The following is a 25,655-nucleotide window of genomic DNA, read 5'->3' on the forward strand; positions in this document are numbered from 1 at the left end:
CATTCTGATGAAAGTTCTGTTTACCGGTTTTGAACCTTTTGGCGGCGAAAGCACTAATCCAAGCGCTGTCGCAGTGGAGCAGATTTGCCGGCTACCGCCGCCGGCAGGTGTGCAGTGGCAGGCATTGATCCTGCCTGTCGAATTCAGGCGTAGTGCCACTCTGCTACAATCCAGCATCAACAGCTGGCAACCCGACCTGGTGCTTTGTATTGGTCAGGCTGGTGGCCGGCCGCAGATCAGTCTTGAACAGGTCGCGATTAATTTGCTCGAAGCGCGTATCCCGGACAACAGTGGCTGGCAGCCCAGTGGCGAGCCGATCGTGGCAACTGGCCCCGCCGCCTATTTCAGTACGCTGCCGCTCAAAGCAATCCGACAGCAGCTGCAACAAAACGGGATCCCAGCGAATATTTCATACACGGCAGGTACTTATGTGTGTAATGCCCTGATGTACCAGATGCTGCATCAGCTGGCATCCATGGCCGGCGGTCGCGGTGGATTCATCCATATTCCATATACGCCGGAACAAGCTGCCGGTAAAGCGGACGCAGCCAGCATGGCGGTAGCAACTGTTGTCACAGCGCTGACGGAAATTGTCCGGTGTTGCCAGCAATATTCACAGGATATCGCGGCTGTTGGTGGAACGTTGGACTAGTGCTGCGCCTGCTCCAGTTTCAGCAATTCATGCACAGTAACAAACCGGTAGCCCTGCGCTTTTAGCTGCCGGATGATTTCTGGCACCGCCTGCATTGTTGCCTGGCGGCTGTCATACATTACATGCAGTAAAATAATCGAGCCGGGCTTCGTCTGTTGCACGGTATAGTCGACTAACGCCTGCGGGTCTTTGGCTATTTTGGGAAAGTTTTCCGGCGCCACATCCCAGGTTACGCTGACGCGGTGATGCTTCATCAGATACCAGGGCAATATCAATAACTTTTTGCCATACGGCGGGCGAAAGTAAATCACCCCGTCCACCCCACTGTCGCGTAACAGCGTATCAGTTTGTTCAATTTCTCCGGCAACAAAAGCCGGTGATTTAAAAATCATCCGCTGATGACTAAAACTATGATTGCCCACCTGATGACCGGCGGCCAAAATTTGCCGTACCAGCTGTGGATGTTGCTGAACTTCCTGGCCAATCAGGAAAAAGGTGGCGGGAATTTGTTCTTCAGCGAGAATTTGCAGAATTTGATTGGTTTTGTCTGGGGTTGGACCGTCGTCAAACGTCAGGGCGACCACTTTTTCTGAGACTATTGCCTGGCTTTTTATCTCACCAAACACCTGCAGATCAGGCAAACTACTCAAACGCCAGATGCCCGCGACACTAAATAACACCAGGACAAGCAAAAACATAAAATGGCTTTGTACACGCATGCCAGAGATCCTTAGCAGCCCTGTGCCGGGCTTGTTGTTCTGTACTTTCAGTCAGACTGAAATGAAGGACGTGGATCTAAGCATAAGTTGTGCCAGCACCAGCGGTGTCCCTGCAAAATCTACAGAATAGCGATAGAGCAACAGTTGACGCGCGGACGATATTTGCGGTTGCCCGATTACATTACATGACATGCAAAATAAACTGACACTACGCCAAATTTAACCGGGCAAACTAATATGTTGCCGCACTCGTTCCGCCAAACCTAAACCGGCTTCGGACATCGTCAGATAGGTATGATCGGCCCCTGCCGCCATAATTTTGCGAGCTTCATCCTGTTGCATCGAATGCGACACGATGAGGCCGGCAAAGCCAGCGGCACGCAGTTTTTGTGTGGCAATCAGCTTGGCCTCACTGTCACTGAGGCACAGGATCACCGCTTTGACCCGGCCTAAATCCAGGCCCTGCCAAAACACCTGATCTTCTGCATCGGCGAACAACACGTTGTCGCCGCGTTCCTGGAACTGCCGGACCCGCGCCGGATCCGAATCAAGCCCTACCAGATGCGTTTTATGCTTCAAATAGTCATATGCCGCGCCGCCGGTGCGCCCCATCCCCATAATCATCACTTCAGCATCCCCTAAGGTGACCGGTTGTTCGTCCGGATGATGGATATTACGCTCGAGCGGGATCAACCGGCTGGCCAGACGTTCATACAGCGGGTGGGCATAACGGTTCAGCGGCGCCGAGATGACAAAGGATAAAGCGACCGTCAAAGCCAGCGGGATCAAAAATTGTGGCATCGCGACACTGGCCACTATCAAGGCGAATTCGCTGTAGTTACTGAGTGTCAATCCTGACAGGAAAGCACTGCGCGCCCGCAGTTTAAACAACACCAACAGCGCAAAAAACAACGCGGCTTTGAGCGGCAATAAGATCGACATTAACGCGGCAAACAGCCAGGCACTTTGATCCGGTAAACCACCAAGGCCGATTTGCAGGAAAAAACCCACCAGAAAAAACTCTTTTAAACTCCACAAAGTTTTCGACAATTCACCGGCTCTGGGGTGTTTTGCCAGCAAAGCGCCAAACACCAGTGCGCCCAATTCTGCACTGAGGCCGACGGCATGAAAGCCCATACCACCAGCCACTACGGCGAGCAGTACACCAAACAGGATTTGCAGGTCGTCATGGCCGGTTAAATCCAGCAGTTTAAACAGCAGTGGCCGCAGCAGCGGAACTGCGAGGACTAACAACGCCCAATAAGATGGCGTAATACCGCTGGAAAAACTCAGCATGGCCATCGCAATTAAATCCTGCACGACCAGAATACCAATGGCTACCCGGCCATGAAAAGCACGGATCTCACGTTTTCCTTCCAATACTTTGGCGGCTAATACTGTCGATGAAAACGCCAGTGCAGCACCCAGCATCAAGGCGTGATACCAGCTTGAGTCAAATGCCAGCCAAATCACCGGCGCGTACAACAAGCCTGACAGCGCAAAGTGCAGCACACTGCCGCCCAGTACTTCGGGTTTGAGCAAACTGCGCATGTTGAGCTTAAGGCCCACAGTAAATAACAACAGTAAGACGCCAAGATGTGCCACATGCTCGATAATGGCGTGGCCTTGCGGCAACTGCAGCGCTTCGGTACTGGCGGTAATGGCAAAACCTGCGGCAAGATAACCAATCAGTGGCGGCAGGCCGCACAGGCGCACCAGCATACCGAGACTAAAGGCAAATCCAATCCAGACGGCTTCTAAAATCAACGCTATCTCCCTGTCACTCTTATTGTTTAGTCTGACAGCAACAGTTGCAGCCATCAAGTTCACCGGTTGCGCCAGATCAACTGAGCTGGCTTTGTTTTTTCAGTGCCAGCGCTTGTTTTGCGCTTTGCCATTCGGCAGAAGTAATGGCCGATGTCGGGCTGCTATGTGCATCAATATCCTGCCGGCGTGTTGCACAAAGTTGCAGGATTTGCAGTTGCTGGGCGTCCGTTCTTTTATTCCAGTCGACAATCTCTTCAATATGACGATAGCAGCCGGTACAGATTTTTTCGTTATTCAGTTTACAACAGGCAACACAAGGTGAATCCATCAGGGCCTCCGCCAGATTCGCTGGCAAGTTTGGCCGTTAGTATGCCAAAAATTTGTCGGATTGGCGCGGGCAATCCGTCTGGCGCCGCTGCAGTCTGTACCTGAACCGGCAAAACACTGACGTTTGTCGCTGCGCAGCGCCTGACAGGCGCAGGTTGCCGGGCTGCCTCTTACATTCCGTCAAAGGCTGTGGCAGTTTTAAGTTTTGACCAACCAGATCTGCAACAGCAGACATCAATCCCAGGGATATCTATGAACAAATGGCAACCGGCATTACTGGCACTTTGTGTCAGCTCTGCTCTTTTCCCGGCATTGGCCGCAGATAAAAAAGCGCAATGGGACGTCAATGCCCCACAAGGTAAATTCGAAACGGTGCAAATCAACACCGACAGCGGCACCTGGATGAATGTGGATGTGAGTCCCGATGGCAAAACACTGGTGTTTGATGTACTGGGTGACATTTACAGTATGCCGGTCAGTGGCGGCAGCGCCAAACGTCTGACTTCGGATATCGGCTGGCAAATGCAGCCAAGCTTCAGCCCTGATGGCAAATATATTACTTACACTTCAGATGAAGGCGGTGGCGACAATATCTGGTTGATGAACGCCGATGGCAGCAATGCCCATGCCGTGACGGATGAGACGTTCCGTTTGCTCAATAGCCCGGCCTGGAGCCCGGACGGCGAATTTATTGTCGCGCGCAAACATTTCACCAATACCCGCTCGCTCGGCGCCGGTGAAGTCTGGCAATACCATAAGTCTGGTGGCAGCGGCGTGATGCTGACTGAAAAGGCCAATGATGAGAAAGACTTAGGCGAACCGGCTTTTTCACCAGATGGCAAATATGTTTATTTCTCGCAAGACGATACGCCAGGTAAAACTTTCCACTACAGCAAAGATTCTGAGCAAGGCATTTATGTCATTAAACGCTTTGAGCGGGAAACCGGCAAAATCGAGGTGTTATTAGAAGGTGCCGGCGGTGCCATTCGCCCAACCCCATCACCGGACGGAAAATTCCTCGCTTATATCCGCCGCATCGATTTTCAGACCACGCTGATGCTGTACAACCTCGAATCCGGAGAAACCACTGAGCTGTATGGCAAGCTTGATCGCGATATGCAGGAAACCTGGGCCATTCACGGCGTATACCCACAGATGAGCTGGACACCGGATAACAAAGCCATAGTGTTCTGGGCCGGCGGCAAGATCCAAAAACTGGATGTCGCCAGCAAACAAGTGGCGCAGATCCCGTTTAAAGTCGATGTCGAGAAAAAAATCCAGCAAGCGGTTCGCTACAAACAGGATTTGGACCACGACCAGGTTGACGTGAAGATGCTGCGATTTGTCCAGGCGTCACCGGATGGCAATACCATTGTGTATTCCGCGCTGGGCCACTTATACAAAGTTGCCGCGAAAGGCGGTAAACCGCAGCGTCTGACCGCGCAAAACGAGCAGTTTGAACTGTACCCGCAATTCTCGCGTGACGGCAAAAAGCTGGTATATGTCAGCTGGCAGGACCAGCAACAAGGTCAAATCAAAGTCATTGATTTAACAAGCAATCAGGTGAAAACCGTGGTCAGTGAGCCGGGCAAATACCTGGAACCATCTTTCAGTCCGGACGGCAACACGCTGGTCTTCCGTAAAGGCGGCGCCGGTAGTCTGCTCGACAAACGCTGGTCGCTGAATACCGGCATTTACACTGTACCGGCCGCAGGCGGTAAGATGAAGCTGGTCAGCCGCAACGGCTTTGCGCCGCATTTTGCGGAGCGCAATGACCGGATCTTTGCGATGGATTACGGTCAGTCACCGACTTTACTGGCGATCGACCTCGCAACACAAACCCAACGCACACTCTACAGCGCCAAATACGGTACTGAGTTTAAAGTATCGCCGGATGGCAAATACGTCGCTTTTGCCGACCGCTTCAAAGTGTACGTCACGCCTTTTGCCGAGCGTGGCGCCTCGATTGATATCAGCGGCAGCGATACCCAGTTCCCGGTGCGCCAGTTATCGGTGCGCGCAGGTGAAAACATCAGTTGGAGCGGTAACAGCAAACAGCTGTACTGGAATCTCGGTCCTGAACTCTATCACGCCAATCTCAGCAGCGTTTTTGCCGTCGGCAGTGATAAAGCCGCAGACAGCTTTAAAGTCGCCAACGGCCAGAACATCAGTTTTGCCACCCCGGCTTATCAGGCGCAGGGACTGGTTGCCTTTGTCGGTGGTCAGGTCATCACTATGGCTGGTGATCAAGTGATTGCCGACGGTGTCGTGCTGATTGAGGGGAACAAAATCAAAGCGGTTGGTTCCGCTGCAGAAGTGAAAGTCCCGACAGGCGCCAAAGTCATCGATATCAAAGGCAAGACTCTGATGCCAGGTTTGTTTGATGCGCATGCGCATGGCAGTCAGGGCGTCAATCAAATCATTCCGCAGCAAAATTACGCCAACTATGCGTCGCTGGCGCTGGGTGTCACCAGTATCCACGACCCGTCGAACGACACACAGGAAATTTTCACTGCCAGTGAAATGCAAAAAACCGGTCAGATTGTTGGCCCACGCATCTTCTCCACCGGCACTATTTTATACGGTGCTTATGGCGCTGGTTATACCTCGCATGTCGATAGCGTCGACGACGCCAGGTTCCATCTGGAGCGGTTAAAGAAAGTTGGCGCGTTTTCGGTGAAGAGCTACAACCAACCGCGGCGCAATCAACGTCAGCAAGTCATTCAGGCGGCCCGAGAACTCGAGATGATGGTGGTGCCTGAAGGTGGTTCGTTGCTACAGCACAACCTCAGCATGGCCGTTGATGGCCATACCACGCTGGAGCATTCTCTGCCCGCCGCGAAACTGTATGACGATGTCAAACAGTTGTGGCGCGCCACCAAAACCGCTTATACCCCAACCTTAGTGGTGGCCTATGGCGGTATTTGGGGCGAAAACTACTGGTATGACAAAACCGAGGTGTGGAAACATCCGCGCTTGTCGAAATATGTGCCAATGGATGAGTTACGGCCGCGTAGTATGCGCCGCCCGACAGCGCCAGATTCACATTACAACCATTTCAGCATCGCTAAAATGGCGAAGGAACTGAGCGATGAAGGCGTGATCACCAATATCGGTGCGCATGGCCAACGCGAAAGTTTAGGTGCGCACTGGGAGATTTGGATGTTTGCTCAGGGCGGCATGAGCCCGTTGCAAGCGCTGAAAACGGCCACCATTAATCCAGCCAAGACCTTTGGCATGGACCACCAGTTAGGCTCGGTTGAAGCCGGCAAACTGGCTGACCTGATAGTCATCGACGGCAACCCACTGGTGGATATCCGTCAAAGCGACCGGGTGCAATATACGATGGTGAATGGCCGCCTGTTTGACGCGGAAACGATGCACGAGCTGAATGGCCAGCAACAACAACGTGTGCCGTTTTACTTCGAAAAACACTAAATTTAGTCTGCTGCTGTGAAACCAAACGCCGGTAATTGCCGGCGTTTTTCTTGCTATTTTCTGCACCTGTTCGACATTTTTTATGCACTTTTCGGCGGCTGGTTGCACCTTTATGCTGTTGCAAATTTGTAGTGAGGAGTCTGACGTGTCTGTGAAAGTTCTGATGCCAATGTTATTTCTCGGTCATGGCAGTCCAATGAATGCGCTGGAGTCGAACCGCTGGACAGAGCAGTGGCGCCAGATCGCTGCGAACCTGAAACCAAAAGCAATTCTGCTGATTTCGGCGCACTGGGATAAACCAGGCCTACGTGTACTGACAGACCCCAACCCACGCACCATCCATGATTTTGGTGGTTTTCCGCCAGCTTTGTACCAGCAGCAATATCCAGCACCGGGTTCGCCAGCCCTTGCCGGATTGTTACTGGAATTACTGGCCGAGGTTGGCGTACAGCCAGACAGTCAGTGGGGCTTTGACCACGGTGCATGGTCAGTCCTTTGCCATGCCTTCCCTGCAGCCGATGTGCCTGTGGTGCAGTTGTCGATCGACAGTCAAAAAGATGCTGCCTGGCATTTACTGGTGGGCAGAAAACTGGCGACATTACGCGCCGAAGGTGTGCTTATCATGGCGTCGGGAAACATAGTCCACAACTTAGCTTTACTGGATTGGCGCGACGGCCCTGCACCAAACTGGGCAGCGCAATTCTTACAGCAGGTACAGCGCTGTATCGCCAGCCGCGACTGGCAAAAACTTACAGATTACCGCAGCTGGGGCCAGGCGGCAGCGCTGGCAGTGCCGCATCCGGATCACTTGCTGCCGCTGTTTTATCTGCTTGGCGCTGCGTACACAGCGGAGTCGTTGTTTTGGTTTAATCAGGATTTTACGCTGGGCAATCTCGCCATGCATAGTTTGCGGATTGGCGGGCAATGATCTTCGGAAAATCAATTACAACGGTGTGAGCTCCAGCATTTTCATATTGTCGAGATATTGCTGATAATCGGCAGGCTCACAATAGCTGGTATCTTTGAGCAGGCGCAGCGTTTCTTCAGCGCTTTGCTTCATATAGTCATAGTTCTCGAAGCGATAGGATGGCAACTGCGACTGGTTTAATGCCTGCAAGTTTTCCAGCGAACCACGTAAAAACAAGCAGTGACGTTTTCGCATTTTGGCAAATTGCGGTTCAAGATGTTGACCCGTGCCCTTTAACATCACAATCTCACCTTTTACCAGGCTCATTTCCCCAAGCGGTGTAGAGATCATAAAAAACAGCCCCAAAATGTAACCCGGAACTGCAACCACGGCGGCGCCAGCCAAAAAGGCAGCAAGATAACGTAAGAACACTGTAATTGACCGCATTATACAGACCACGACTTTGAACTTAGCTGTCTCAATGATTGCCACAGACAACGCAGGTAGTCAAGCGTGAGTAACGAATTATAATCTGGCCAGTTTTCGCTTCTCTTCCAGACGCTCAGCGGCGTTGCTCCACTGTTCAAGGGTTACATCCTGCTGCAACATGGCTTTGCTTAAAACCGGCTGTGATGCCAGCACTGCAGGTTTTGGCAGCAACTGCGTCGCAACAGCATCAAGCAGTGCGATGGCGCAAAAGCCTGCGACAAAATAGCCTGCCGCTACTTTTTGTTCTGTTGTTGGGTGCCAAGCCATGCTTTTACCTCTGCTAACCATTGTTCACGTTCGGCTGGTTTTAATGCGCGTTCGGCAAAATACCCATATTGCAGCCGTTTGTCGGATTTAAGCTCCAGCATGATGCGATCTTTGCCTTCTTGCAGATCATGAAATTCCAAATCACCAGCTTTTAATGTCGACGCATATTTAAGCACCAGCGCGCGAAATTCCGGACTCAGTCCCTTCGGTGCGGCCAGCTCGATCCGGCATAAATTGTTGCGGCATTCGCTGTCGTATATGCGCAACTCGTTCGCGCCGACATTCTGTGCCACATGTGCAATCATAAACTCTGTGGCTTCGGCCCAGCTATCGTCACGGCTCTGATCGGAGAATCCAGCATTATCGGCAATAAGCGCAAGCTCCAAATCACGCAATTTATTCAGTTCCAGCTGTGCCTGCAGCGCCGGCAGTGCCTGTTCACCATATTTGGTATAAAAGGACAACAACGGTGCCAATGCAGTTGCCGTTTCAGCTTCGGACTGCCATAACGCCTGCCATTGCCACTGTGGGGCATGAGCAACAGGCCACAGCAGATACAGGCATACACCTGCAGCCGCAGCCCGGAGTCTCAGCGGGATTTGTTCGATGGACCAGTGCATCTATGTACCTGAATCTGTTGAAAAACCGGCGCTCATGCTAGCACAGTCCAGCTTCAGGCCGTACTGTCGCACCGCTAAATCCGGCAGTAAACTAAACCGAATATCTTGTTGATAGGTAAACCCGAGTTTTTCCAGCACCCGAATCGAACTGAGATTGTCCGGATGGACTAAGCCGAAGATCTGATCCTGCCGCAGGCCTTGTGGGCAACAAACTGAACGCCTGTGCGCATCATCAAGTACGGCCAAAGCCGCTTCAACTACCAGTCCCTGCCCCCAATACTGTGGTAACAGGCGGTAACCTAAATCGAAGCCATTAATTTCATCAACCCATTTCAGGCCGCAAAAACCAATGATATCGTCACTTTCTGGCAAGGTTATCGCCAGGCGGCCAAAGCCGGTGCGCTGATAATCCGCCAGCGGATGGCTTTGCAGATAAGCCAAGGCCTCATCTTCAGTCTGCATCGGCGCCGAACCGATATAACGCATCACGGCCGGATCTGCGCCGAGTCGGTACATCGCCGGCACATCAACCAGGGTAAATGGCCGCAACTGCAGCCTCGGCGTCGTTAAAATTTCAGCCATCAAACTGCTTCCTGCGTGTTCGCTTAGCCTTTACCTTTTTTAAAGGACGCATGACCGGATGATTTGGAGATCTGCTGTTGTTTGCGGATCAGTGCTTCTTTTACCGGATTCATGCCGGTGTGTTTGGTCACGGCAATTTTGCCACCAGCTTTGGGCTTCAGGTTTTTCTCGTCCCGTGTTTCTTCCGGCACCAGGCATTGTTTGCCTTTGCCAATGAGCTTACTCAAACCCATTTTCTGCAGCGCTTCGCGGATCATCGGCCAGCCCGCCGGATCATGGTAACGCAACAAGGCTTTGTGCAGTCGACGTTGACGTTCGCCTTTGGGTACCGGCACCGATTCGGTATTCCCTTTCAAATTCTTAAGCGAATTCAATTCGGTATGATAAATAGTTGTCGCATTGGCCATCGGGCTTGGATAGAAGTTCTGCACCTGGTCGAGGCGGAAATCCCGCTCTTTTAACCACAGTGCCAGATTCACCATGTCCAGATCGGTGGTGCCCGGGTGCGCTGAAATAAAATAAGGGATCAGGTACTGTTCTTTACCGGCTTCACGGCTGTATTTATCGAACATCGCCTTAAACTTGTCGTAAGCGCCCATGCCCGGCTTCATCATCTTCGACAATGGACCATCTTCGGTGTGCTCCGGCGCAATTTTTAAGTAGCCGCCGACATGATGCTGCACCAGCTCACGCACATAATTCGGATCTTCTACCGCAAGATCATAACGCACGCCGGAAGCGACCAGTACTTTCTTCACGCCAGGTAATTTGCGCGCGGCACGATACAAATCCACCGTTGGGCTTTGGTCGGTGTCCATGTGCTCACAAATGGTCGGATAGACACAGGATGGCCGGCGGCAGGTTTGTTCTGCTTTTGGATTTTTACAGCGCAGCCGGTACATGTTCGCGGTAGGACCACCTAAATCGGAAATCACGCCGGTAAAACCCGGTACTTTGTCGCGAATTTCCTCAATTTCACGCAAAATAGATTCTTGTGAACGACTTTGAATAATGCGGCCTTCATGTTCGGTGATCGAACAGAAAGAACAGCCGCCAAAACAACCGCGCATGATATTGACTGAGGTTTTAATCATGTCATAAGCCGGGATCTTGGCTTTGCCATAGACCGGATGCGGCACGCGCTGATAAGGCAGACCAAACACGCCATCCATTTCTTCGGTCGTCAGCGGAAACGCCGGTGGATTAAGCCAAACCGAGCGGTCGCCATGGCGCTGCATAATAGCGCGGGCACAACCCGGATTGGTTTCCTGATGCAGGATACGCGACGCATGCGCATACAGCGGTTTATTCACGCTGACCTGCTCAAAGGCCGGCAATTTCACATAGGTTTTTTCCCACGGTTTTTGCCGTGGCGGCTGCACCAGGATCGGCTTGGCTTCAACTTCGGCCGGTTTAGACAAATCGATACCGGCCTGAGCAAATTCAGAATAACTGCTGCAACCGACGTCGTCAGCGCCATAGGGATTTGGCACCGGGTCGATTTTGCCGACTTTATCAATAGCGGTGGAATCAACACCACGCCAATCGGGCAATGGCTCTTTGCGGATCACGGCAGTACCACGGATATCCTGCAAAGTACTGATGGCTTCACCTGCGGCCAGGCGGTGCGCCACTTCTACCAGCGGCCGCTCGGCATTGCCGTAAATCAGCAATTCGGCCTTGGCATCAAAAATAATGGAGCGGCGGACTTTTTCCTGCCAGTAGTCATAATGTGCAATGCGGCGCAGACTGGCTTCAATACCGCCAATCACCACAGGTACATCTTTAAATGCTTCTTTACAGCGCTGCGAATACACAATGACCGCGCGATCCGGCCGCTTACCGCCTTCATTATTCGGCGTATAGGCATCGTCGTGGCGCAGTTTTTTATCCGCCGTATAGCGGTTGATCATCGAGTCCATATTGCCGGCAGACACACCGAAGAACAGCTTCGGTTTGCCGAGGCGCATAAAATCATCTTTGCTGTTCCAGTCGGGTTGCGCGATGATGCCGACGCGAAAACCCTGGCTTTCCAGCATCCGTCCCACCACCGCCATACCAAAACTCGGGTGGTCGACATAAGCATCGCCAACCACCAGGATAATGTCGCAACAGTCCCAGCCCAGCTTCGCCATCTCGGCCTTGCTCATTGGTAAAAATGGCGCCGGTTTAAAATTGTCGCCGCGGTACTTTGGATAAGAAAACAGACCGCGTTCGGCGGACATACGCTCGACCGGAGCGGATTTTCGGGATGGAACTGTGGTGCTGGTCATAGCCATGTCTCATGGGCCTCGAAAAAAGGTTGAGCATTATACTCAAGTATTCTGCTGAATGCGACTGCCATTACTGGCTGGTTTGCCGCTTAAATTTCAGCTGAAAGCCTTTGCCGGCGCCGTCTGACACATCCACGGACAAGCGGTCGTTATCTGCCTGATAGACCAGCCTTTTCGGGAAATCATGCGCCGGATTGTCGAACTGCAAGCGGCTTGCACTGCATTCAGTCAGGGCAAACGCCACCGGCAGCGGGTTGTGGCTGACCTTCGCCAGATAAAACCACTGCCCGCTCATCCGCAGCAGCCGCAATTCTTCACGTCCGGTCTCAGCACCGGCCTGATTAACTGTGCGGCCCTGCCCCTGCCAGTTGTTGACATCGAGTTTGCTCCACTGCTCCTGCCAATAACTGCCTTTTTGATTAGCGTCGCTTTGCCAGTGACCGGCAAGCACAGTGGCAGGCGAACATTCGGCCTGACAGGGCTGGCTCAACAACAGACTAAAAGGGATCAATACCAGACGCAGCATGATTTCTTTCCAAAAGATAAGGGGCGTTGCAGCAGACTATAGCGCTGGCCGCCCTGCGCTTCCACAATGCAGTTTTTCAGCCGCCACAGATGCCACAGCATATTAAGTCACTGTTAATTTTAAGCCGCCTAGATTGGCTGTGATCCCGCCACAATTCAGGACAGCCAAATGATCACCCGCAGCGTCTTACCCGGTTTGTTATTGCTCCTTTCGCCTTTTGCTTGTAGTTCCAGCCACGCCCACTCTGTCGTTTATGTCGATGACCCGGATGTGTCCTGGTTATCTCCATATGTCAGTTATGAAGCCAATGATCTTGGTCAGATCACCACCCTCGGCGGGTTGTTTCAGACCGGTCGGCATTTTCAGCTGGCGGTTGGCGTTGCGACTTACCAGAGTGACAATAACGGCCAGCATAACGGTTATCAGCCGGAGCTGGATTTTGTCAATCTGGACACCTCCGTACGGGTCGGTGTGTTTGACAACATCAGCCTGTATGGTGAAGTCGGTCTGGCGTTGGATGAACTGATCTTTGATGAAGAAGAGGAGGATTATTATGATCGCTGGGGTGGTCATTATGAAAAGATGGGACCGATTGACTGGTTCGCCGGCGTAGGCGCCGGCATCGAACTCAATAACCTGTCCCTGCGTGCTTTTGGCCGCTACCGCTATTTGCGCAGTTATGAGCAAGAATATCTGGCGGCGCTGGACCCTTGGGTCCATGGCCAGCCAGATGATGGTCAATGGTTTGCCGGCGTGGAGCTGAGCCTGCGGTTTTAAATCCAGGCCATGCCTTTTGCAATCGTCAGCACACCTAACAGCATAAACACGCCGCAAGCCACGCGGCGTGCCCAGTCCAGTGGCACTACTTCCAGAATATACTTGCCGAAATACACCACCGGCACATTGGCCGCCAGCATGCCCAGAGTGGTACCAATGATGACCAATGTCGTTGCATCATAGGTTGCAGCCAGGATCACAGTGGCAATTTGCGTTTTATCCCCAATTTCCGCGAGGAAAAACAACACGGTGCTGGCAGCAAAAGCCCCGTATTTCAGCATGGCGTTTTCTTCGCTGTCGTCTTTATCCGGGATCAATAACCACAAAGCCACAGCGATAAAAGAGCCGCCTAATAACCAGGCATGCCAACCCGCCGGGATAAACTGCGCAACCCAGGCACCAAACCAGGCTGACGCTGCGTGATTGAGTAAAGTTGCGACTAAAATGCCAGCCACTATCGCGCCACGGGCACGAAACCGGGCGGCAAGGAATAACGAAAGTAGCTGGGTTTTGTCACCGATCTCCGCGATAGCGACACCGGTAAAAGAGGAAATAAAAGCGTCCATTTGGGTACTCAGCGGGATTAAGCCAAAGACAACGTTGTGGCTCCCGCATTGGGCCACGACGCTGTCTCAGGTCTCATCAGAACATTGCTGTTGCAAGTCCCGCTGCCGCCATGTGCATTGGCACAAGTATGTTGACGGCAACCCATAAGCAGGGTGCTTATGGCGATTACTCCCCCAAGTCAGGAAGCGTGCATTCTAAGCAGCGGCAAAACGTCAGGCAAGTAAAATATGCAAATACAGAAACAACGGCAGCGCGGAACTATTGCGCTGCCGCAGACTGGATGATCAGCTTTCTGATTTCGCCGCTTTTGGCAGCCAGCGATCAGCACGGTTGCGCGCACGGACATTAAACCGGCTCCACCACATGCCGAGTCTAATTAGTCCCCAGTATGTTAATGGCACCAGTAACAAACTGGTCAGCGTCGAGAACACCAGCCCCCCAATGATCGCGATTGCCATCGGCGCATAACCGGGGCCACCACCACCGATAGTCGCATCGCCAAATGCCAGTGGGATCAAGCCTAGTACCGTGGTCGACACTGTCATCAGGATGGGCCGCAACCGCGCTTCACAGGCCTCAACAATTAACGGTACCAAGGCCGCGTCCGGCTGTTCCTCACGCATCTGGTTGATGCGGTCCACCAATACAATACCGTTGTTGACCACAATGCCCATCAGTACCAGCATGCCGATCATCCCCATGATGCCCATGGTTGTTCCGGTGACTAAAAATGCCCAGAACACGCCGACCATCGAGAATAACAGCGAGCCAATCACCGCAGTTGGCAATAACAGACTTTCAAACAACGCCGCCATCACCAGATAAATCATCGCAACAGCCAGTAGCATGTTAATTTGCATAATGCCCTGCGCTTCATCCTGATACTGGAAGCTGCCTTCAAACGACCAACTATATCCTGGCGGTAACTGCAGTTGTTCCATCACTTTTTTGATCTGGTCTTTCGCATCATCCATTTTCAGGTCTTTGTTCAGGTTCATGCCAACAGCGAGGCCGGTCTGCCGGTTAAAGCGGCGGATCTCACCCAAACGGTCACTGACCGTTAATGTTGCAACCTCGGCCAGGCGAACCACTTCGGTGCCTTGTTGTTTCACCGGAATAGATTCCAGTTCCTGTCTGGAGTGACTTACTTTTTCGTCGTACAACACCCGTAATTGCACTTCGCCTTGATCCAGGGTGCGGAAAGTTCGCAGGTTATTACCACGTAAGGCCAGACTAATCGCTTGCGCCACATTTTGGGCAGTCAGGCCCTGACGCTGTAATTCGTCGTGTTTCAGCCGGATCTGCAGCTCTTTCTGTCCCCCCTGCACTTCAGAACGCACATCTTCCAGCCCTTTAATTTGGCTCAGTACAGGCACCAGTTCCTGTGACAGTTTGGTCAGTTGTTGTGTGGAAGGACCCAGTAAATGCAGTTGCATCCCACCGCCGGCATCACCCCAGCCAAACTGTGGTTTTCCGCGCACCAGCACCGGCCAATCTTTACGGATCGCATCTTTCACCTGCTGTAATGGCACCGGTAATTTGTCGATAAACATGATGGTAGACACGGCAAATCCCGGTGTGTAATAGCTGTACACCGAATCGATATAGAATTTCTCTTTGTTGGCATACAAATAGGACTCCATCCGGCTGACTTCCTGCTCGACTTCCGCCAGCGCATAGTTCGACTGAATGTTGTAGTTCAGGAACAGCCGGTTGGTATCGCCTTCATTCTCATCGCCGCCGGAAATAAACTGCATCGGGATGGCAATACTGAACAACAATGCGACCGCAATCAGCGTCGACCAGCGCGGATGTGCCATAGTCCAGCGCAAAGTACGGCCATAAAATTTATCCAGTTTCGATGGCTCAGCATGTTCAGCCCCGGTGATACTTTTAATCCGGGTTGATAACAACGGAATCAACGTCAATGCCATCAGCAAAGACACCGTCAGCGCAATAGTGATAGCAATCGCGACATGTTCAAGAAATACCGTCACATCGACTTTCTGACCTATGATGTTGGGCAAAAACACAATCGCAGTGGTCGCAGTACCTGCCAGCACTGCCAGACTGACCCGATAAACCCCCCGCTCGGTCGCCCGACGGACATCACCATCGAGCGCACGTTCGCGGAAAATACTTTCCACCACCACCACTGAGTTGTCGACCAGCATTCCCACCGCCAACATCAAGCCCATCATGCTGAGGACGTTCAGACTGTAGTCAAGGAAATACATCAGACCCAGGGTAATACTGATGGATACCGGCACCGACAACACCACTAACAATGTGGTAGGCGTGTGCCGTAAAAACAGGAACAACACAATAAATGATAACAATGCACCGATGGCGCCGGAGCTGAGCAAATTGGACAAACTTTCGGTCACGCCTTTGCCGGTATCATCCATCACATAGATATTGATGCCATTAAAAGCCGGATCTTTACCTGCCTGATCAATCACTTTCATTGCGGCGCGCGATACATCGACTAAATTGGCATTCGACTCTTTAAACACATTCATGCCGACCGCATAGCGCTGATCCAGCCGGCGGCCTTCGACGCGTTTAGGCAGTTCCAGTTTGATTTCCGCGACATCACCCAATTGCAGACCGCGGCCAATCGCCAATTGTTTGATCTGGTCCAGTGACTCAAATTCTCCAATTGGTTTCACCAGGATGCTTTCATCTTTGCTTCTGATCTCGCCGGCGGTCATGGCAAAGTTCTGTTGGTTCAGTGTCTGCAGCAGCTGGCCGGCATCCAGTTGCAATGCCCGCAGCCGTTCGGGCAGTAACCGGATCGTGACCTGACGTTTATCCACGCCATAAAGTTCCACTTTCGATACGCCCTGCACCCGCTCCAGTGGCCGTTTCACTTGCCGTTCCAGCAGGTCATACGCCATCGACAAGTCCCGCTCACTGGAAATACGCACCTGAAAAATCGGCATGTCATTGGTATTAAACTGAAACACCAGCACCCGCTCGACGTCTTTAGGTAACAAATGCCGGATGCCATCCAGTCGTTCGCGCACTTCAATACTCTTGGTATTGATGTTCTCTTCCCAATTGAATTCAAGACCAATTTCTGCAGAGTCTTCTTTCGAGAACGAGCGCATTTTTTTGATGCCGGTCACGGTCGACAACGCTTCTTCCACTGGTCTGGTGATCAGGCGCTCTATCTCTGCCGGCGTCGCATTCGGATAAGGCACATTGATATAAATTTCCGGGATATCAATGCCTGGAAAATTCTCCAGCGGCAACATCCGGCTGGCCAGTAAACCAAACACCAGAAATGATAAAAACATCATACACAGGGTAACCGGGCGGTTTAACGCGAACCGGGTGAGCGCTAATGGTTTATGTTCCATGACGGGTTACTCCTCAGACCGTTTTACGGGCGGTCAGGTGATAAATCACCGGGATAAAAAACAACGTCAGCAGCGTTGACAGAGACAAACCAAAAATTACGGTGATCGCCATTGGCGCGCGTAATTCAGCACCTTCGCCGCCAAACACCATTGGCAATAATCCCAGTACAGTGGTTAGTGTCGTCATCAACACCGGACGTAAACGGGTGCCACCGGATTCAATAATTGCGTCCGCTAATGCCCAGCCCTCAGTACGTAACTGGTTGATGCGGTCAATTAACACGATGGCGTTATTTACCACGATACCAGCCAGCATAATGAAACCGATAAAGACTATCACCGAGATGCGGGTATCTGTCAGCCATAAGCCAAGCACAGCGCCAGCACCAGCCAAAGGCACGGTGAACAGGATCAGCATCGGCTGTAACAGGTTTTCAAACTGGGACGCCATCACCAGATACACCAGGAATACGGCCAGCGCTAAAGCCACCATCAGTGAATTGTACGAGCGTTCCATTTCTTCACTCTGGCCGACCAGCGTCGCTGTCACGCCATAGGGCCACTGCTGGCTGTTTAAGACCTGACGGGCGCTTTGCGTTGCCTGCTCAAGGTCACCATAAGCGAGATTGGCACTGATCACGGCAACCCGTTGTTGACCAATGCGGGTGATTTCGCTCGGACCTATTTCACGGCTGATATTCGCGACTGCCGACAGTGGTAATGGTGATGCGCTACCCGGATTGATAATGATCTGTGCCAGTTCCTGTTCAGAATTACGGTATTGCTCGGCGAGGCGCACCCGGATATCGACTTTGCGATCCTGGATACTGAATTGACCGGCAACCTCACCACCGACGTAATTCGCGACTCGTTTTGCTACGTCAGAAGCTGTCATACCAAGTTGCGACAAGCGTGCATGATCAAAATGCAAAGTGATCTCCGGCTGACCGGCCCGCAAGCTGGATTTGATATCAGTAAAACGATCTTGCGCTTCCAGCGCCCGCGCAATTTGCTCTGACGCTGTTTTTAAACTGCCAAGATCGTGACCCGCCAGCTCAATTTCCAGTGGCGTCGAGAAGCTGAACAATTCCGGTGTATCAATTTTTGCTGTCACTTCCGGCATAGCGGCCACCGTATCCCGCATTGCCTGCATCACACGTTGTTCGTCTGCCGCGGTAGATCCGGTTTTTAAAACAATGTTTAACCGGCCCCAATGACTGCCGCCGATACTTGGGTCAACCGTCATTTGCTGACCGGTACCGGCCTGGGCATAAGTACGCTCAACTTGCGGTTCTTTCGCGGCTGCCGCTGACAGCTGTTTCAGTGCTTTGTCGGTATGCTCAATCGCCGTACCTACCGGCAAGTGCAGCTCGACATAGAACTCGCCCTGACTCATGGTCGGGATCACGTCAAAGCCAAGCCGTGGGACTAAGGCATAACAAGCCAGAGTGACAGCCAGAGTTACAGTCATGGTCATGGCGCGCGCCTGTAACAAGGCAGACAATACCCGGCGGTAACCCCGTTCCAGTAATACAATAAAATGCTGCACGCCATTCACTAACGGGCCGAATACTAAACTGCAAACCTTACACAACAAACGCCAAATCAGGGTCCATAGCGTGATAAAACCTGAGATCACTGCAGTCAGCAAGCGACCAATTAACCGCAGTGGCAACGCCAGCCGGTATTTCCAGTTTTTCACTGTGGCTGGCTTCTCCTCGGTAGCAGCTGCTGCCGATTCAGCCGCGCCAACCCGTTCACGAGCGGCCATCGCCGGGATCAGCGTCAGTGCCACCAATAACGAAGCCAGCAAGGCATAAGTGACGGTCAACGCCTGATCTTTAAACAGTTGGCCAGCCACCCCTTCGACAAATACCAGCGGAAAAAACACTGCGACAGTCGTTAATGTCGAGGCGGTGATCGCCATTGACACTTCGCTGGCACCTTTTTTCGCAGCTTCCAATGGCGCCATACCCTGTTCACGATAACGGGAGATGTTTTCCAACACCACAATGGCATTATCCACCAGCATACCAATTGCCAGCGCAATACCGCCCAGGCTCATGATGTTCAGACTAATACCCTGACTGTGCATCAGATTAAAAGTGGCAATCACCGACAACGGAATTGAAATAGAAATGACCAGTGTGGTCCAGACATTGCGAAGGAACAGATAGATCACCAGCATCGCCAGTAAACCACCTTGCCAGGCCGAGGTTTTCACTTCGTTAATCGCATCACTGATAAAAGTCGACTGGTCATACACCAGCGTCAGTTCGTAGCCAGTCGGTAAATTCTTCTTCAGGTCGTCCAGCCGCCCCAACAATGTTTTCGCCACTTGTACTGTGTTGGCATCACCTTCTTTATAAATGGCAATTTCAATCGCTTCTTTGCCGTTCACATAGGTAATACTGTTGCGGTCAACAAAGGCATCGCGAACTTCAGCGATGTCCGACAAACGGACATGGCTGCCATTAACAGTGGCGATATACAGGTTGCGCATTTCATCCAGCGTGGCGAATTGGTTAATGGTTCTGACCAGATAATCATGTGCCGCAGTTTCGAGTCGGCCGCCAGACTGGTTAATGTTCTGCTCTGTCAGGCGGGCATTGACGGTTTTAATATCCAGTTTCAGCTGCGCCAGCTTTTCATTGTCGATCAGTACCTGAATTTCCTGGGTCAGGCCACCATCCGGCCGCACTGCCGCAACACCAGTCAGCGATTCCAGACGACGGCGTAAATCTTCTTCCGCAAAGGTGCGAAGGGCTACTTGCTGTGCGCTTGACAGCCCGTCCGGCGCGTCGGTACGGGTCAGTGCTAAGCGTAAAATCGGATCCAGATTTGGATTAAAGCGCAGCAGCAGTGGTTTTTTGATATCCAGCGGTAACAACAAAACATCGAGTTTTTCCCGCACTTCCAGACCAGCCAGGTCCATGTCGGTACCCCAGTCGAATTCCATAATAACGTCGGAGCGGCCGGCACGGGATACCGATTCGACTTTGCGGATGCCTTTGACAATACCAACGGTTTCTTCAATTGGTTTACTGACCAGCTGCTCGACTTCCGCCGGTGCCGCACCAGCGTATTCGGTGCGGATTGTTAAAGTTGGATAAGACAAATCCGGCAGCAGATTGACCGCTAAACGCGACATCGCCACCAGACCAAACAACATGATCCCCAGGGTAAACATCCAAATCGTGACCGGACGGGCCACCGCGACATTGACCAGTTTCATAAGCACATTCCTGTTGTATTTTTTTATTGGAAGGACGGGAAGCGGAGCCGCTTCCCGTGTGGTCTGAATCAGCTGTTGCTGGCGATCACAGTGACGTTGCTGGCATCTTTCAGGCTAGCCTGACCTGCCGTCACTACTTCTTCACCTTCGGTGATACCGTCGGTAATTTCAATCATGGCATCGTTTTCGTAACCGGTTTTTACGGCTTTACGCAGCACTTTGCCATCTTTGACCACAAACACTGAACTACTGTTATCCATCGCCAGCACCGCCCGTTTTGGCACTAATAAAGCGGCAGCTTTCGTGTCGTATTGCAGTTCAATTTGGGCAAACATACCGGCTTTGAGGCTTAAGTCATCGTTTTGCACACCGATGGTGACCCGGGCAGTACCAGTGGTTGCATCAACAACTGGGGAGATGCGGATAATCTTTGCCTGTAACTGCGGCAGGCCGGCGAAGTTCAGATATGCGGTCTGGCCAACTTTGGCACGGGTCAACTGATGTTCAGGCAGATTAATCACTGCTTCAAGATATTGCTGTGACACTACATGGAACAGGGCTTTGGATGAAAACTCTGTAATCAGCTGACCAACTTTGGCGTACCGACGGGCAATCACACCGCTAATTGGCGCGATGATTTTGGTATCACGCAGCGCCAGTTCCTGCATCCGCACTGAAGCATCGAGCGATTCAACCTGCCATTTCAATTTGTCATAGACATCGGTGCTGACCAGTTTGCGCTGGTGCATTTTCTCTACACGTTCTAATTCACTTTTCAGCTGACCTAAGTCCGCTTTGCCTTTTGCCAGCGCCAGTTGCTGACGTTCGGTATCTAAAGTCGCCAGCACCTGACCGGCCTGTACATGATCCCCCTCTTCCACCAACAGGGTTTGCACAATGCCCGTGGCTTTACTGTTCACTTCAGCATCGGCTTTGGCTTCTAAGGTAGAGGTTGTGCGGTAGGTGCTGCTGATTTCACCACGGCTGACTTTGGCCGCTTCCACCGGGATACTGACCACGATGTCCTTTTTCTCGGTATCCGGACTGCTGTTGGCAGATTCGCAGCCGCTGAGCAGCAACGTCGAGGTCAATAATACCAGCGACATTGCTTTGGAAAGTTGAGAGATATTGTTCATGTTGAGTTCCTTGCCTGGTGGTCAAATTTTTAAACTGTGATGCTGGCAGTTTGCAGCTGTCGTGCCATGTCCGATATCATGAATTTTATGCTTTAAAATCATTAAGATATACAGCATTCAACTGGTACAGTTGCAACAAAATGTTTCGACACGATAGTAAATTCCGCTACTTATTAGTCGTTTAGCTCAAATGCCGCTTGCGACTAATCACACTTTTCTGCGATACGTTCCGCTATGCCACGCCGGTGAATCGCCTTATACTGCGGCGCCTTTACAACTGGTCCGTCCAGAAATCTTTTCCATTCACAGAGTTTGATGTCCTGATGAAAAAATCCAGTCTTGCCGTTTTGATCTCCGCAGTTTGTTACAGTCAGCTTATCCAGGCCGAAGGCTATAAACTTTTTGAGCAGTCCGTCAGTGCCATGGGCAATGCGTATGCCGGCCGGGGCGCGCAAATCACCGATGCCACATTGGTCTATTCTAACCCGGCTGCTATTACAGAATTATCAGCGGCGCAATGGGCTGGTGGAATAGATTTGATCCATGCCGAAACCAAATACAATCAGGTCAGTGCACAAAGTGCTGCTGGCTCTGCAGTAGTTGGTCGTGCCAATGGTCAGAATAGTTTGAATGAATTGGTGCCTTTTGTGTTTTACAGCACGCCGGTGGACGACCGGTTATCGCTTGGCGCCGGTTTTTATGTACCATTTGGCTTGTCGGCCGATTATCAGGACGATTGGGCCGGTCGATATTTCGCCGATGAAACTGCAATAGAAGTGCTGGCATTATCTGCAGTAGCCGGTTACAAACTGACCGAACGATGGTCTGTGGGCCTGGGCCTCAGCCTGAATCAGGCGGAAGGCACTTTGTCGAAATTTAAAGATCATAATGGTTTATGTGATCTGGGCGCAGGTATCAATCAACTGTACAAAGCCGACGTTTACAATCCAATGGTTTGTCAGAGCCATTACTCGGTAACTGGGGATGATTTGGCGCTCGGTTACAGCTTGGGCCTGCATGGTGAGTTAAACCCTGACCTTCGCGTCGCGCTGGCATATCACAGTGCTATCCGTTTTAATCTGCAAGGCGATTCTGTGATCAGCAACACGCCCGTTACAGGCGCGCAAGTTGCCGGTAATAGTAATTTTATCGTGGTAGGCCCGACATTACCTGCCATCAGCAAACAAACCGGAAAACTCGCCATCAATCCGTTGGCAACCGAAGCGAGTGAACTGGCTTTGACCACACCTGCCAGCCTGGCACTGAGTCTTGATCAGCAGCTCAGTCCCGAATGGTCGTGGCAAGCCAGTCTGAGCTGGACGCTGTGGAGTGATTTCCGCTCGATTGACATCATCAGCCGTGATACTGCCCCGTCCATTTCATTGTCCACCCAACAACCACAGAACCTGAATCAAGCCGGTTATATTGGCTATATTCCGGAACACTGGCGTGACAGTGTTTCAGCCGCGGTGGGCCTGAGTTGGCAAATCCAAAGCGATCGCACACTGAAAACCGGGCTGGCGTTTGACGAAAATCCGATCGAACAATCACATCGCACGGCACGGGTGCCGACCACTGATCGCATCTGGTGGACCATCGGTATGAACCAGCAGTTATCAGCCCACTGGACGTTAGATTTGGCCGCCGGTTGGATGTGGATGGACGCATTGAATATACGGGAACGCGAATACAATGTGCAGGAAGTCGCGTTGTATAAATCAGGTCTGAATGCGCATTTTAATAATGAAGCCTGGTTATTGGGCATGCAGCTGAACTATCGCTATTAAAGAAACACAAAGTAAAAGACCCACCTGTGGTGGGTCTTGCTTAACGACACGCCTGCAGCAACAATGCGGGCTGAACGAAGTCGGTTTAGTTTTTCTTCAGTTCAATTTCACCGGACACCGTTGAGATCTCAATATTACCTTCGCCGCTGCCGGTACTGAACTCCAGATGACGGCGTGGGCCATATTTGGCGCGGGTTGGTTTGTCGGCAGTCAGGCCATTGTCAATATCGCCGCCGGCACTGGCTTCCAGGTCAAACCGCGCACTGACGTCAGCATCCAGGGTCAGGCGGCTGGCACCGCTGACGCTGCTGGCAGATACTTTCGGTTGCTTACTGTTTTTCAGTACCGCACGGATCTCGCCATTGACGCTACTGAATTCCAGCCGCTCAGTACCGTTCAGGTCCAGCTTGCCTTCGCCGTTCACGACTTCCAGTTCAACTTCACGGGCGCTGCTTTGCGCAGAGATCTCACCATTAACAGACTCTACTTCCAGCGATCCGCTCGAGCCTTTATCGTTGATTTCACCGTTGACAGTGGTCAGATGTAACCGACCGGCATTGTCGACACTATTGATTTGACCATTGACGGTTTCCAGCACGATATCGCCTTTGAGTTTCTCGCCACTGACCGACCCGTTGACTGTGGTCAGCCTGGCGCCGCCCTCTACACCAACGGCGCTGACATTGGCATTGACGCCGCTGAATTTCAGCTCACTGCCAACCGGCACTTCAATCGTCAAATCTGAACCTTCCTGTTTCTCCGAATTCCAGCCGCTATACATAGTGCGTGGCATCTTGACCTGAAAACGGGTGACGCCTTTCTCTGAGGTCAGCTCATAGCCTTCAGCTTTTTCGTCCAGTGTACCTTTGACGCTGAATTTGTTGCCTTTGACGGCGATGATCCGCACTTCACCGCGCATATTTTCAATTTCAATTTTCTCAGTGGCACTGACGTTGCGGCTTTGGTCGATCGCCTCGCCGGCAGCCCAGGCAGGTGCCTGTAATAAGGCCAGCGCCAGCACTGTCAGTTTCAATTGTTGTTTCATTGATAGATCCATGGTCTTACTCCTAAGTCAGTTCGCTGGTTTTTACCAGTTTGGCAATGTAGTTAAGTTGTTGTTGTTGAAGTCTTTGTAATTGTTGAATTAATTTCTGGTCATCCGGCTGGAACTGTAATGCCAGCTCAATCTGCCCCTGGGCCTTGTCCCAGATTAACAGTTGCCTTGACCAGTCAGAAAAACCTTCCGGTACTTGTTGTAACCCTTTCAGCTGACGGGTTTGTTCAGCGTTCAGTTGCTGTTGTAGCTGCTGGCTGACCGCCAGTAGCAACCCGCTGTCATCGGTTGTTTCAACGTTTTCGAAGCTCAACTTCGGTTCGGTTACCGGTTGCTGTGGCCAAAACCACAGTGTCAGCACTGCCGCTGCGGCAACCCCCAGCCAATTGCGGTAAACCGGTTGACGGCGCGGCGCCAGTCGCTGTGACAGTTCTGGCCATAAATCGCGTGACGGTTCCAGCTCTGGCGCTAACTGTGAAATCAGTGCATCTAACTGCTGCTCAGTTTTCATCTAACCAACTCCGTAATAACTGTCTTGCCCGGTGATATTGGGCTTTACTGCTGCCTTCGGCGATGCCGAGCATTTCAGCAATTTCATTGTGCTGATAACCTTCCAGCGCGAATAACACAAAAACGGCGCGGGCCTGAGCCGGTAGCCGCAAAATTGCCTGCTCTAACTGCGGCATTTCCGGCACATCGAGATAACCCTGCTCTTCCGGTTCCTCATCAACAACTAATCGCATAACTTTGTTTTTTCGCCATAAATCGACAGCGGTGCGACTACTGATACTGTGTAACCAGGTCGAAAAGCTGCTGTCGCCGCGAAATCCCGGGAGTTGCTGCCAGGCCCGCACGAATGCTTCCTGAGTGGCATCTTCGGCTTGGCCGCGATCGGCCAGCAAGCGCAGGCAGATTGCATAAACCCTTCCTTTAAATTGATGATACAACTGATAAAAAGCTTGTTGATCACCTTTTTTTGCCTGATTAACCCAGGTTTCCACCTGTTGCTGCATCGGGATGCAATTTCCATCTTAAGTTGTTGTTGTCAGTGTAGTCGCAAGGCTGTTGCCAATGGTTTAAAGCACTGGCTAAAAATAATGAAATAAAACCATCGTGCGGATATTCAGCCGTTCAGAGCCGTTTTTTGCTGTAAAAAAGCCGGTTTAA

At 51.8% G+C, this 25,655-nt stretch carries 21 protein-coding genes and 1 riboswitch; of the genes, 5 read left to right on the forward strand and 16 right to left on the reverse strand.

The annotated features are described in order from the left end of the window. Positions 1 to 7: 7 nt before the first annotated feature. On the forward strand, positions 8 to 652 hold the full coding sequence (gene pcp / locus ATY27_RS04745) for a pyroglutamyl-peptidase I (RefSeq protein ID WP_208930947.1): 645 nt from the start codon (positions 8 to 10) through the stop codon (positions 650 to 652). Here pcp and ATY27_RS04750 read toward each other — a convergent pair. The 3 genes from ATY27_RS04750 to ATY27_RS04760 all read right to left on the reverse strand — a co-directional run bounded on the left by ATY27_RS04750 (position 649) and on the right by ATY27_RS04760 (position 3,466). Further along, the gene (locus ATY27_RS04750; RefSeq protein WP_208930946.1) at positions 649 to 1,371 is read right to left on the reverse strand and encodes a polysaccharide deacetylase family protein; all 723 of its coding nucleotides are present in this window, start codon (positions 1,369 to 1,371) and stop codon (positions 649 to 651) included. The two genes, pcp and ATY27_RS04750, sit on opposite strands and share 4 nt — an antisense overlap. Before the next feature lie 219 nt (positions 1,372 to 1,590). Then, a complete protein-coding gene (locus tag ATY27_RS04755) occupies positions 1,591 to 3,138 on the reverse strand; it encodes a cation:proton antiporter family protein (protein WP_244151291.1) in 1,548 nt (515 codons plus the stop codon). A 76-nt stretch (positions 3,139 to 3,214) separates the two neighbouring features. Further along, the gene (locus ATY27_RS04760; RefSeq protein ID WP_244151290.1) at positions 3,215 to 3,466 is read right to left on the reverse strand and encodes a DUF1289 domain-containing protein; all 252 of its coding nucleotides are present in this window, start codon (positions 3,464 to 3,466) and stop codon (positions 3,215 to 3,217) included. A 251-nt stretch (positions 3,467 to 3,717) separates the two neighbouring features. Between ATY27_RS04760 and ATY27_RS04765 the strand changes: the two genes are divergently transcribed. After that, positions 3,718 to 6,903, forward strand: coding sequence for an amidohydrolase family protein (locus ATY27_RS04765; RefSeq protein WP_208930945.1), 3,186 nt, complete (start codon positions 3,718 to 3,720; stop codon positions 6,901 to 6,903). A gap of 145 nt (positions 6,904 to 7,048) precedes the next feature. Further along, a complete protein-coding gene (gene ygiD / locus ATY27_RS04770; protein ID WP_208930944.1) occupies positions 7,049 to 7,831 on the forward strand; it encodes a 4,5-DOPA dioxygenase extradiol in 783 nt (260 codons plus the stop codon). Between the two features lie 15 nt (positions 7,832 to 7,846). Here the strand turns inward: ygiD and ATY27_RS04775 are convergent, their stop codons facing one another. From ATY27_RS04775 to ATY27_RS04800, 6 genes are all read right to left on the reverse strand, one after another. Continuing rightward, the gene (locus ATY27_RS04775; RefSeq protein WP_208930943.1) at positions 7,847 to 8,257 is read right to left on the reverse strand and encodes a hypothetical protein; all 411 of its coding nucleotides are present in this window, start codon (positions 8,255 to 8,257) and stop codon (positions 7,847 to 7,849) included. 78 nt (positions 8,258 to 8,335) lie between these two features. After that, positions 8,336 to 8,566, reverse strand: a complete 231-nt coding sequence (locus tag ATY27_RS04780; RefSeq protein ID WP_208930942.1) for a hypothetical protein — start codon at positions 8,564 to 8,566, stop codon at positions 8,336 to 8,338. Then, positions 8,533 to 9,186: a hypothetical protein gene (locus tag ATY27_RS04785; protein WP_208930941.1), complete on the reverse strand. Its 654-nt coding sequence runs from the start codon at positions 9,184 to 9,186 to the stop codon at positions 8,533 to 8,535. The genes ATY27_RS04780 and ATY27_RS04785 overlap by 34 nt, the downstream gene beginning before the upstream one ends. Next, positions 9,187 to 9,768 carry a GNAT family N-acetyltransferase gene (locus ATY27_RS04790; RefSeq protein WP_208930940.1) on the reverse strand — a complete coding sequence of 194 codons (582 nt, stop codon included), beginning with the start codon at positions 9,766 to 9,768 and terminating at the stop codon, positions 9,187 to 9,189. A 23-nt stretch (positions 9,769 to 9,791) separates the two neighbouring features. After that, the gene (locus ATY27_RS04795) at positions 9,792 to 11,993 is read right to left on the reverse strand and encodes a YgiQ family radical SAM protein (protein WP_208933423.1); all 2,202 of its coding nucleotides are present in this window, start codon (positions 11,991 to 11,993) and stop codon (positions 9,792 to 9,794) included. Between the two features lie 118 nt (positions 11,994 to 12,111). Continuing rightward, the gene (locus ATY27_RS04800) at positions 12,112 to 12,567 is read right to left on the reverse strand and encodes a DUF6265 family protein (protein WP_208930939.1); all 456 of its coding nucleotides are present in this window, start codon (positions 12,565 to 12,567) and stop codon (positions 12,112 to 12,114) included. Positions 12,568 to 12,735: 168 nt separating this feature from the next. Between ATY27_RS04800 and ATY27_RS04805 the strand changes: the two genes are divergently transcribed. Further along, on the forward strand, positions 12,736 to 13,344 hold the full coding sequence (locus ATY27_RS04805; protein ID WP_208930938.1) for a hypothetical protein: 609 nt from the start codon (positions 12,736 to 12,738) through the stop codon (positions 13,342 to 13,344). Here ATY27_RS04805 and ATY27_RS04810 read toward each other — a convergent pair. The 4 genes from ATY27_RS04810 to ATY27_RS04825 form a co-directional block, all read right to left on the reverse strand. Continuing rightward, positions 13,341 to 13,910, reverse strand: a complete 570-nt coding sequence (locus tag ATY27_RS04810) for a TMEM165/GDT1 family protein (RefSeq protein ID WP_208930937.1) — start codon at positions 13,908 to 13,910, stop codon at positions 13,341 to 13,343. The genes ATY27_RS04805 and ATY27_RS04810 overlap by 4 nt on opposite strands. 3 nt (positions 13,911 to 13,913) lie before the next feature. After that, positions 13,914 to 14,097: riboswitch (yybP-ykoY riboswitch) on the reverse strand. A 98-nt stretch (positions 14,098 to 14,195) separates the two neighbouring features. Further along, positions 14,196 to 17,276 carry an efflux RND transporter permease subunit gene (locus tag ATY27_RS04815; protein ID WP_208930936.1) on the reverse strand — a complete coding sequence of 1,027 codons (3,081 nt, stop codon included), beginning with the start codon at positions 17,274 to 17,276 and terminating at the stop codon, positions 14,196 to 14,198. Positions 17,277 to 17,289: 13 nt separating this feature from the next. Next, complete coding sequence (locus tag ATY27_RS04820; protein WP_208930935.1) at positions 17,290 to 20,511, reverse strand: efflux RND transporter permease subunit; 3,222 nt, start codon at positions 20,509 to 20,511, stop codon at positions 17,290 to 17,292. A gap of 68 nt (positions 20,512 to 20,579) precedes the next feature. Continuing rightward, positions 20,580 to 21,647, reverse strand: a complete 1,068-nt coding sequence (locus tag ATY27_RS04825; RefSeq protein WP_208930934.1) for an efflux RND transporter periplasmic adaptor subunit — start codon at positions 21,645 to 21,647, stop codon at positions 20,580 to 20,582. A gap of 323 nt (positions 21,648 to 21,970) precedes the next feature. Between ATY27_RS04825 and ATY27_RS04830 the strand changes: the two genes are divergently transcribed. Then, positions 21,971 to 23,434, forward strand: coding sequence for an outer membrane protein transport protein (locus ATY27_RS04830; RefSeq protein WP_244151289.1), 1,464 nt, complete (start codon positions 21,971 to 21,973; stop codon positions 23,432 to 23,434). A gap of 85 nt (positions 23,435 to 23,519) precedes the next feature. On the opposite strand, the gene ATY27_RS04835 is transcribed toward ATY27_RS04830, so the two are convergent. The 3 genes from ATY27_RS04835 to ATY27_RS04845 are packed head-to-tail and all read right to left on the reverse strand — an operon-like array spanning position 23,520 to position 25,501. After that, a complete protein-coding gene (locus tag ATY27_RS04835) occupies positions 23,520 to 24,479 on the reverse strand; it encodes a DUF4097 family beta strand repeat-containing protein (RefSeq protein ID WP_208930933.1) in 960 nt (319 codons plus the stop codon). A 22-nt stretch (positions 24,480 to 24,501) separates the two neighbouring features. Continuing rightward, on the reverse strand, positions 24,502 to 24,999 hold the full coding sequence (locus tag ATY27_RS04840; protein ID WP_208930932.1) for a hypothetical protein: 498 nt from the start codon (positions 24,997 to 24,999) through the stop codon (positions 24,502 to 24,504). Further along, the gene (locus ATY27_RS04845) at positions 24,989 to 25,501 is read right to left on the reverse strand and encodes an RNA polymerase sigma factor (protein ID WP_208930931.1); all 513 of its coding nucleotides are present in this window, start codon (positions 25,499 to 25,501) and stop codon (positions 24,989 to 24,991) included. Before ATY27_RS04845 ends, ATY27_RS04840 begins: the two co-directional genes overlap by 11 nt. Positions 25,502 to 25,655 lie beyond the last annotated feature (154 nt).

This window comes from Rheinheimera sp. F8 (assembly GCF_001518915.1).

Coding starts and splice junctions, on each gene's coding strand:
- pcp (WP_208930947.1), top strand. CDS start 8: ATGAAAGTTCTGTTTACCGGTTTTGAACCTTTTGGCGGCGAAAGCACT.
- ATY27_RS04750 (WP_208930946.1), bottom strand. CDS start 1,371: ATGCGTGTACAAAGCCATTTTATGTTTTTGCTTGTCCTGGTGTTATTT.
- ATY27_RS04760 (WP_244151290.1), bottom strand. CDS start 3,466: ATGGATTCACCTTGTGTTGCCTGTTGTAAACTGAATAACGAAAAAATC.
- ATY27_RS04765 (WP_208930945.1), top strand. CDS start 3,718: ATGAACAAATGGCAACCGGCATTACTGGCACTTTGTGTCAGCTCTGCT.
- ATY27_RS04775 (WP_208930943.1), bottom strand. CDS start 8,257: ATGCGGTCAATTACAGTGTTCTTACGTTATCTTGCTGCCTTTTTGGCT.
- ATY27_RS04780 (WP_208930942.1), bottom strand. CDS start 8,566: ATGGCTTGGCACCCAACAACAGAACAAAAAGTAGCGGCAGGCTATTTT.
- ATY27_RS04785 (WP_208930941.1), bottom strand. CDS start 9,186: ATGCACTGGTCCATCGAACAAATCCCGCTGAGACTCCGGGCTGCGGCT.
- ATY27_RS04790 (WP_208930940.1), bottom strand. CDS start 9,768: ATGGCTGAAATTTTAACGACGCCGAGGCTGCAGTTGCGGCCATTTACC.
- ATY27_RS04795 (WP_208933423.1), bottom strand. CDS start 11,993: ATGTCCGCCGAACGCGGTCTGTTTTCTTATCCAAAGTACCGCGGCGAC.
- ATY27_RS04800 (WP_208930939.1), bottom strand. CDS start 12,567: ATGCTGCGTCTGGTATTGATCCCTTTTAGTCTGTTGTTGAGCCAGCCC.
- ATY27_RS04805 (WP_208930938.1), top strand. CDS start 12,736: ATGATCACCCGCAGCGTCTTACCCGGTTTGTTATTGCTCCTTTCGCCT.
- ATY27_RS04810 (WP_208930937.1), bottom strand. CDS start 13,910: ATGGACGCTTTTATTTCCTCTTTTACCGGTGTCGCTATCGCGGAGATC.
- ATY27_RS04815 (WP_208930936.1), bottom strand. CDS start 17,276: ATGGAACATAAACCATTAGCGCTCACCCGGTTCGCGTTAAACCGCCCG.
- ATY27_RS04820 (WP_208930935.1), bottom strand. CDS start 20,511: ATGAAACTGGTCAATGTCGCGGTGGCCCGTCCGGTCACGATTTGGATG.
- ATY27_RS04825 (WP_208930934.1), bottom strand. CDS start 21,647: ATGAACAATATCTCTCAACTTTCCAAAGCAATGTCGCTGGTATTATTG.
- ATY27_RS04830 (WP_244151289.1), top strand. CDS start 21,971: ATGAAAAAATCCAGTCTTGCCGTTTTGATCTCCGCAGTTTGTTACAGT.
- ATY27_RS04835 (WP_208930933.1), bottom strand. CDS start 24,479: ATGAAACAACAATTGAAACTGACAGTGCTGGCGCTGGCCTTATTACAG.
- ATY27_RS04840 (WP_208930932.1), bottom strand. CDS start 24,999: ATGAAAACTGAGCAGCAGTTAGATGCACTGATTTCACAGTTAGCGCCA.
- ATY27_RS04845 (WP_208930931.1), bottom strand. CDS start 25,501: ATGCAGCAACAGGTGGAAACCTGGGTTAATCAGGCAAAAAAAGGTGAT.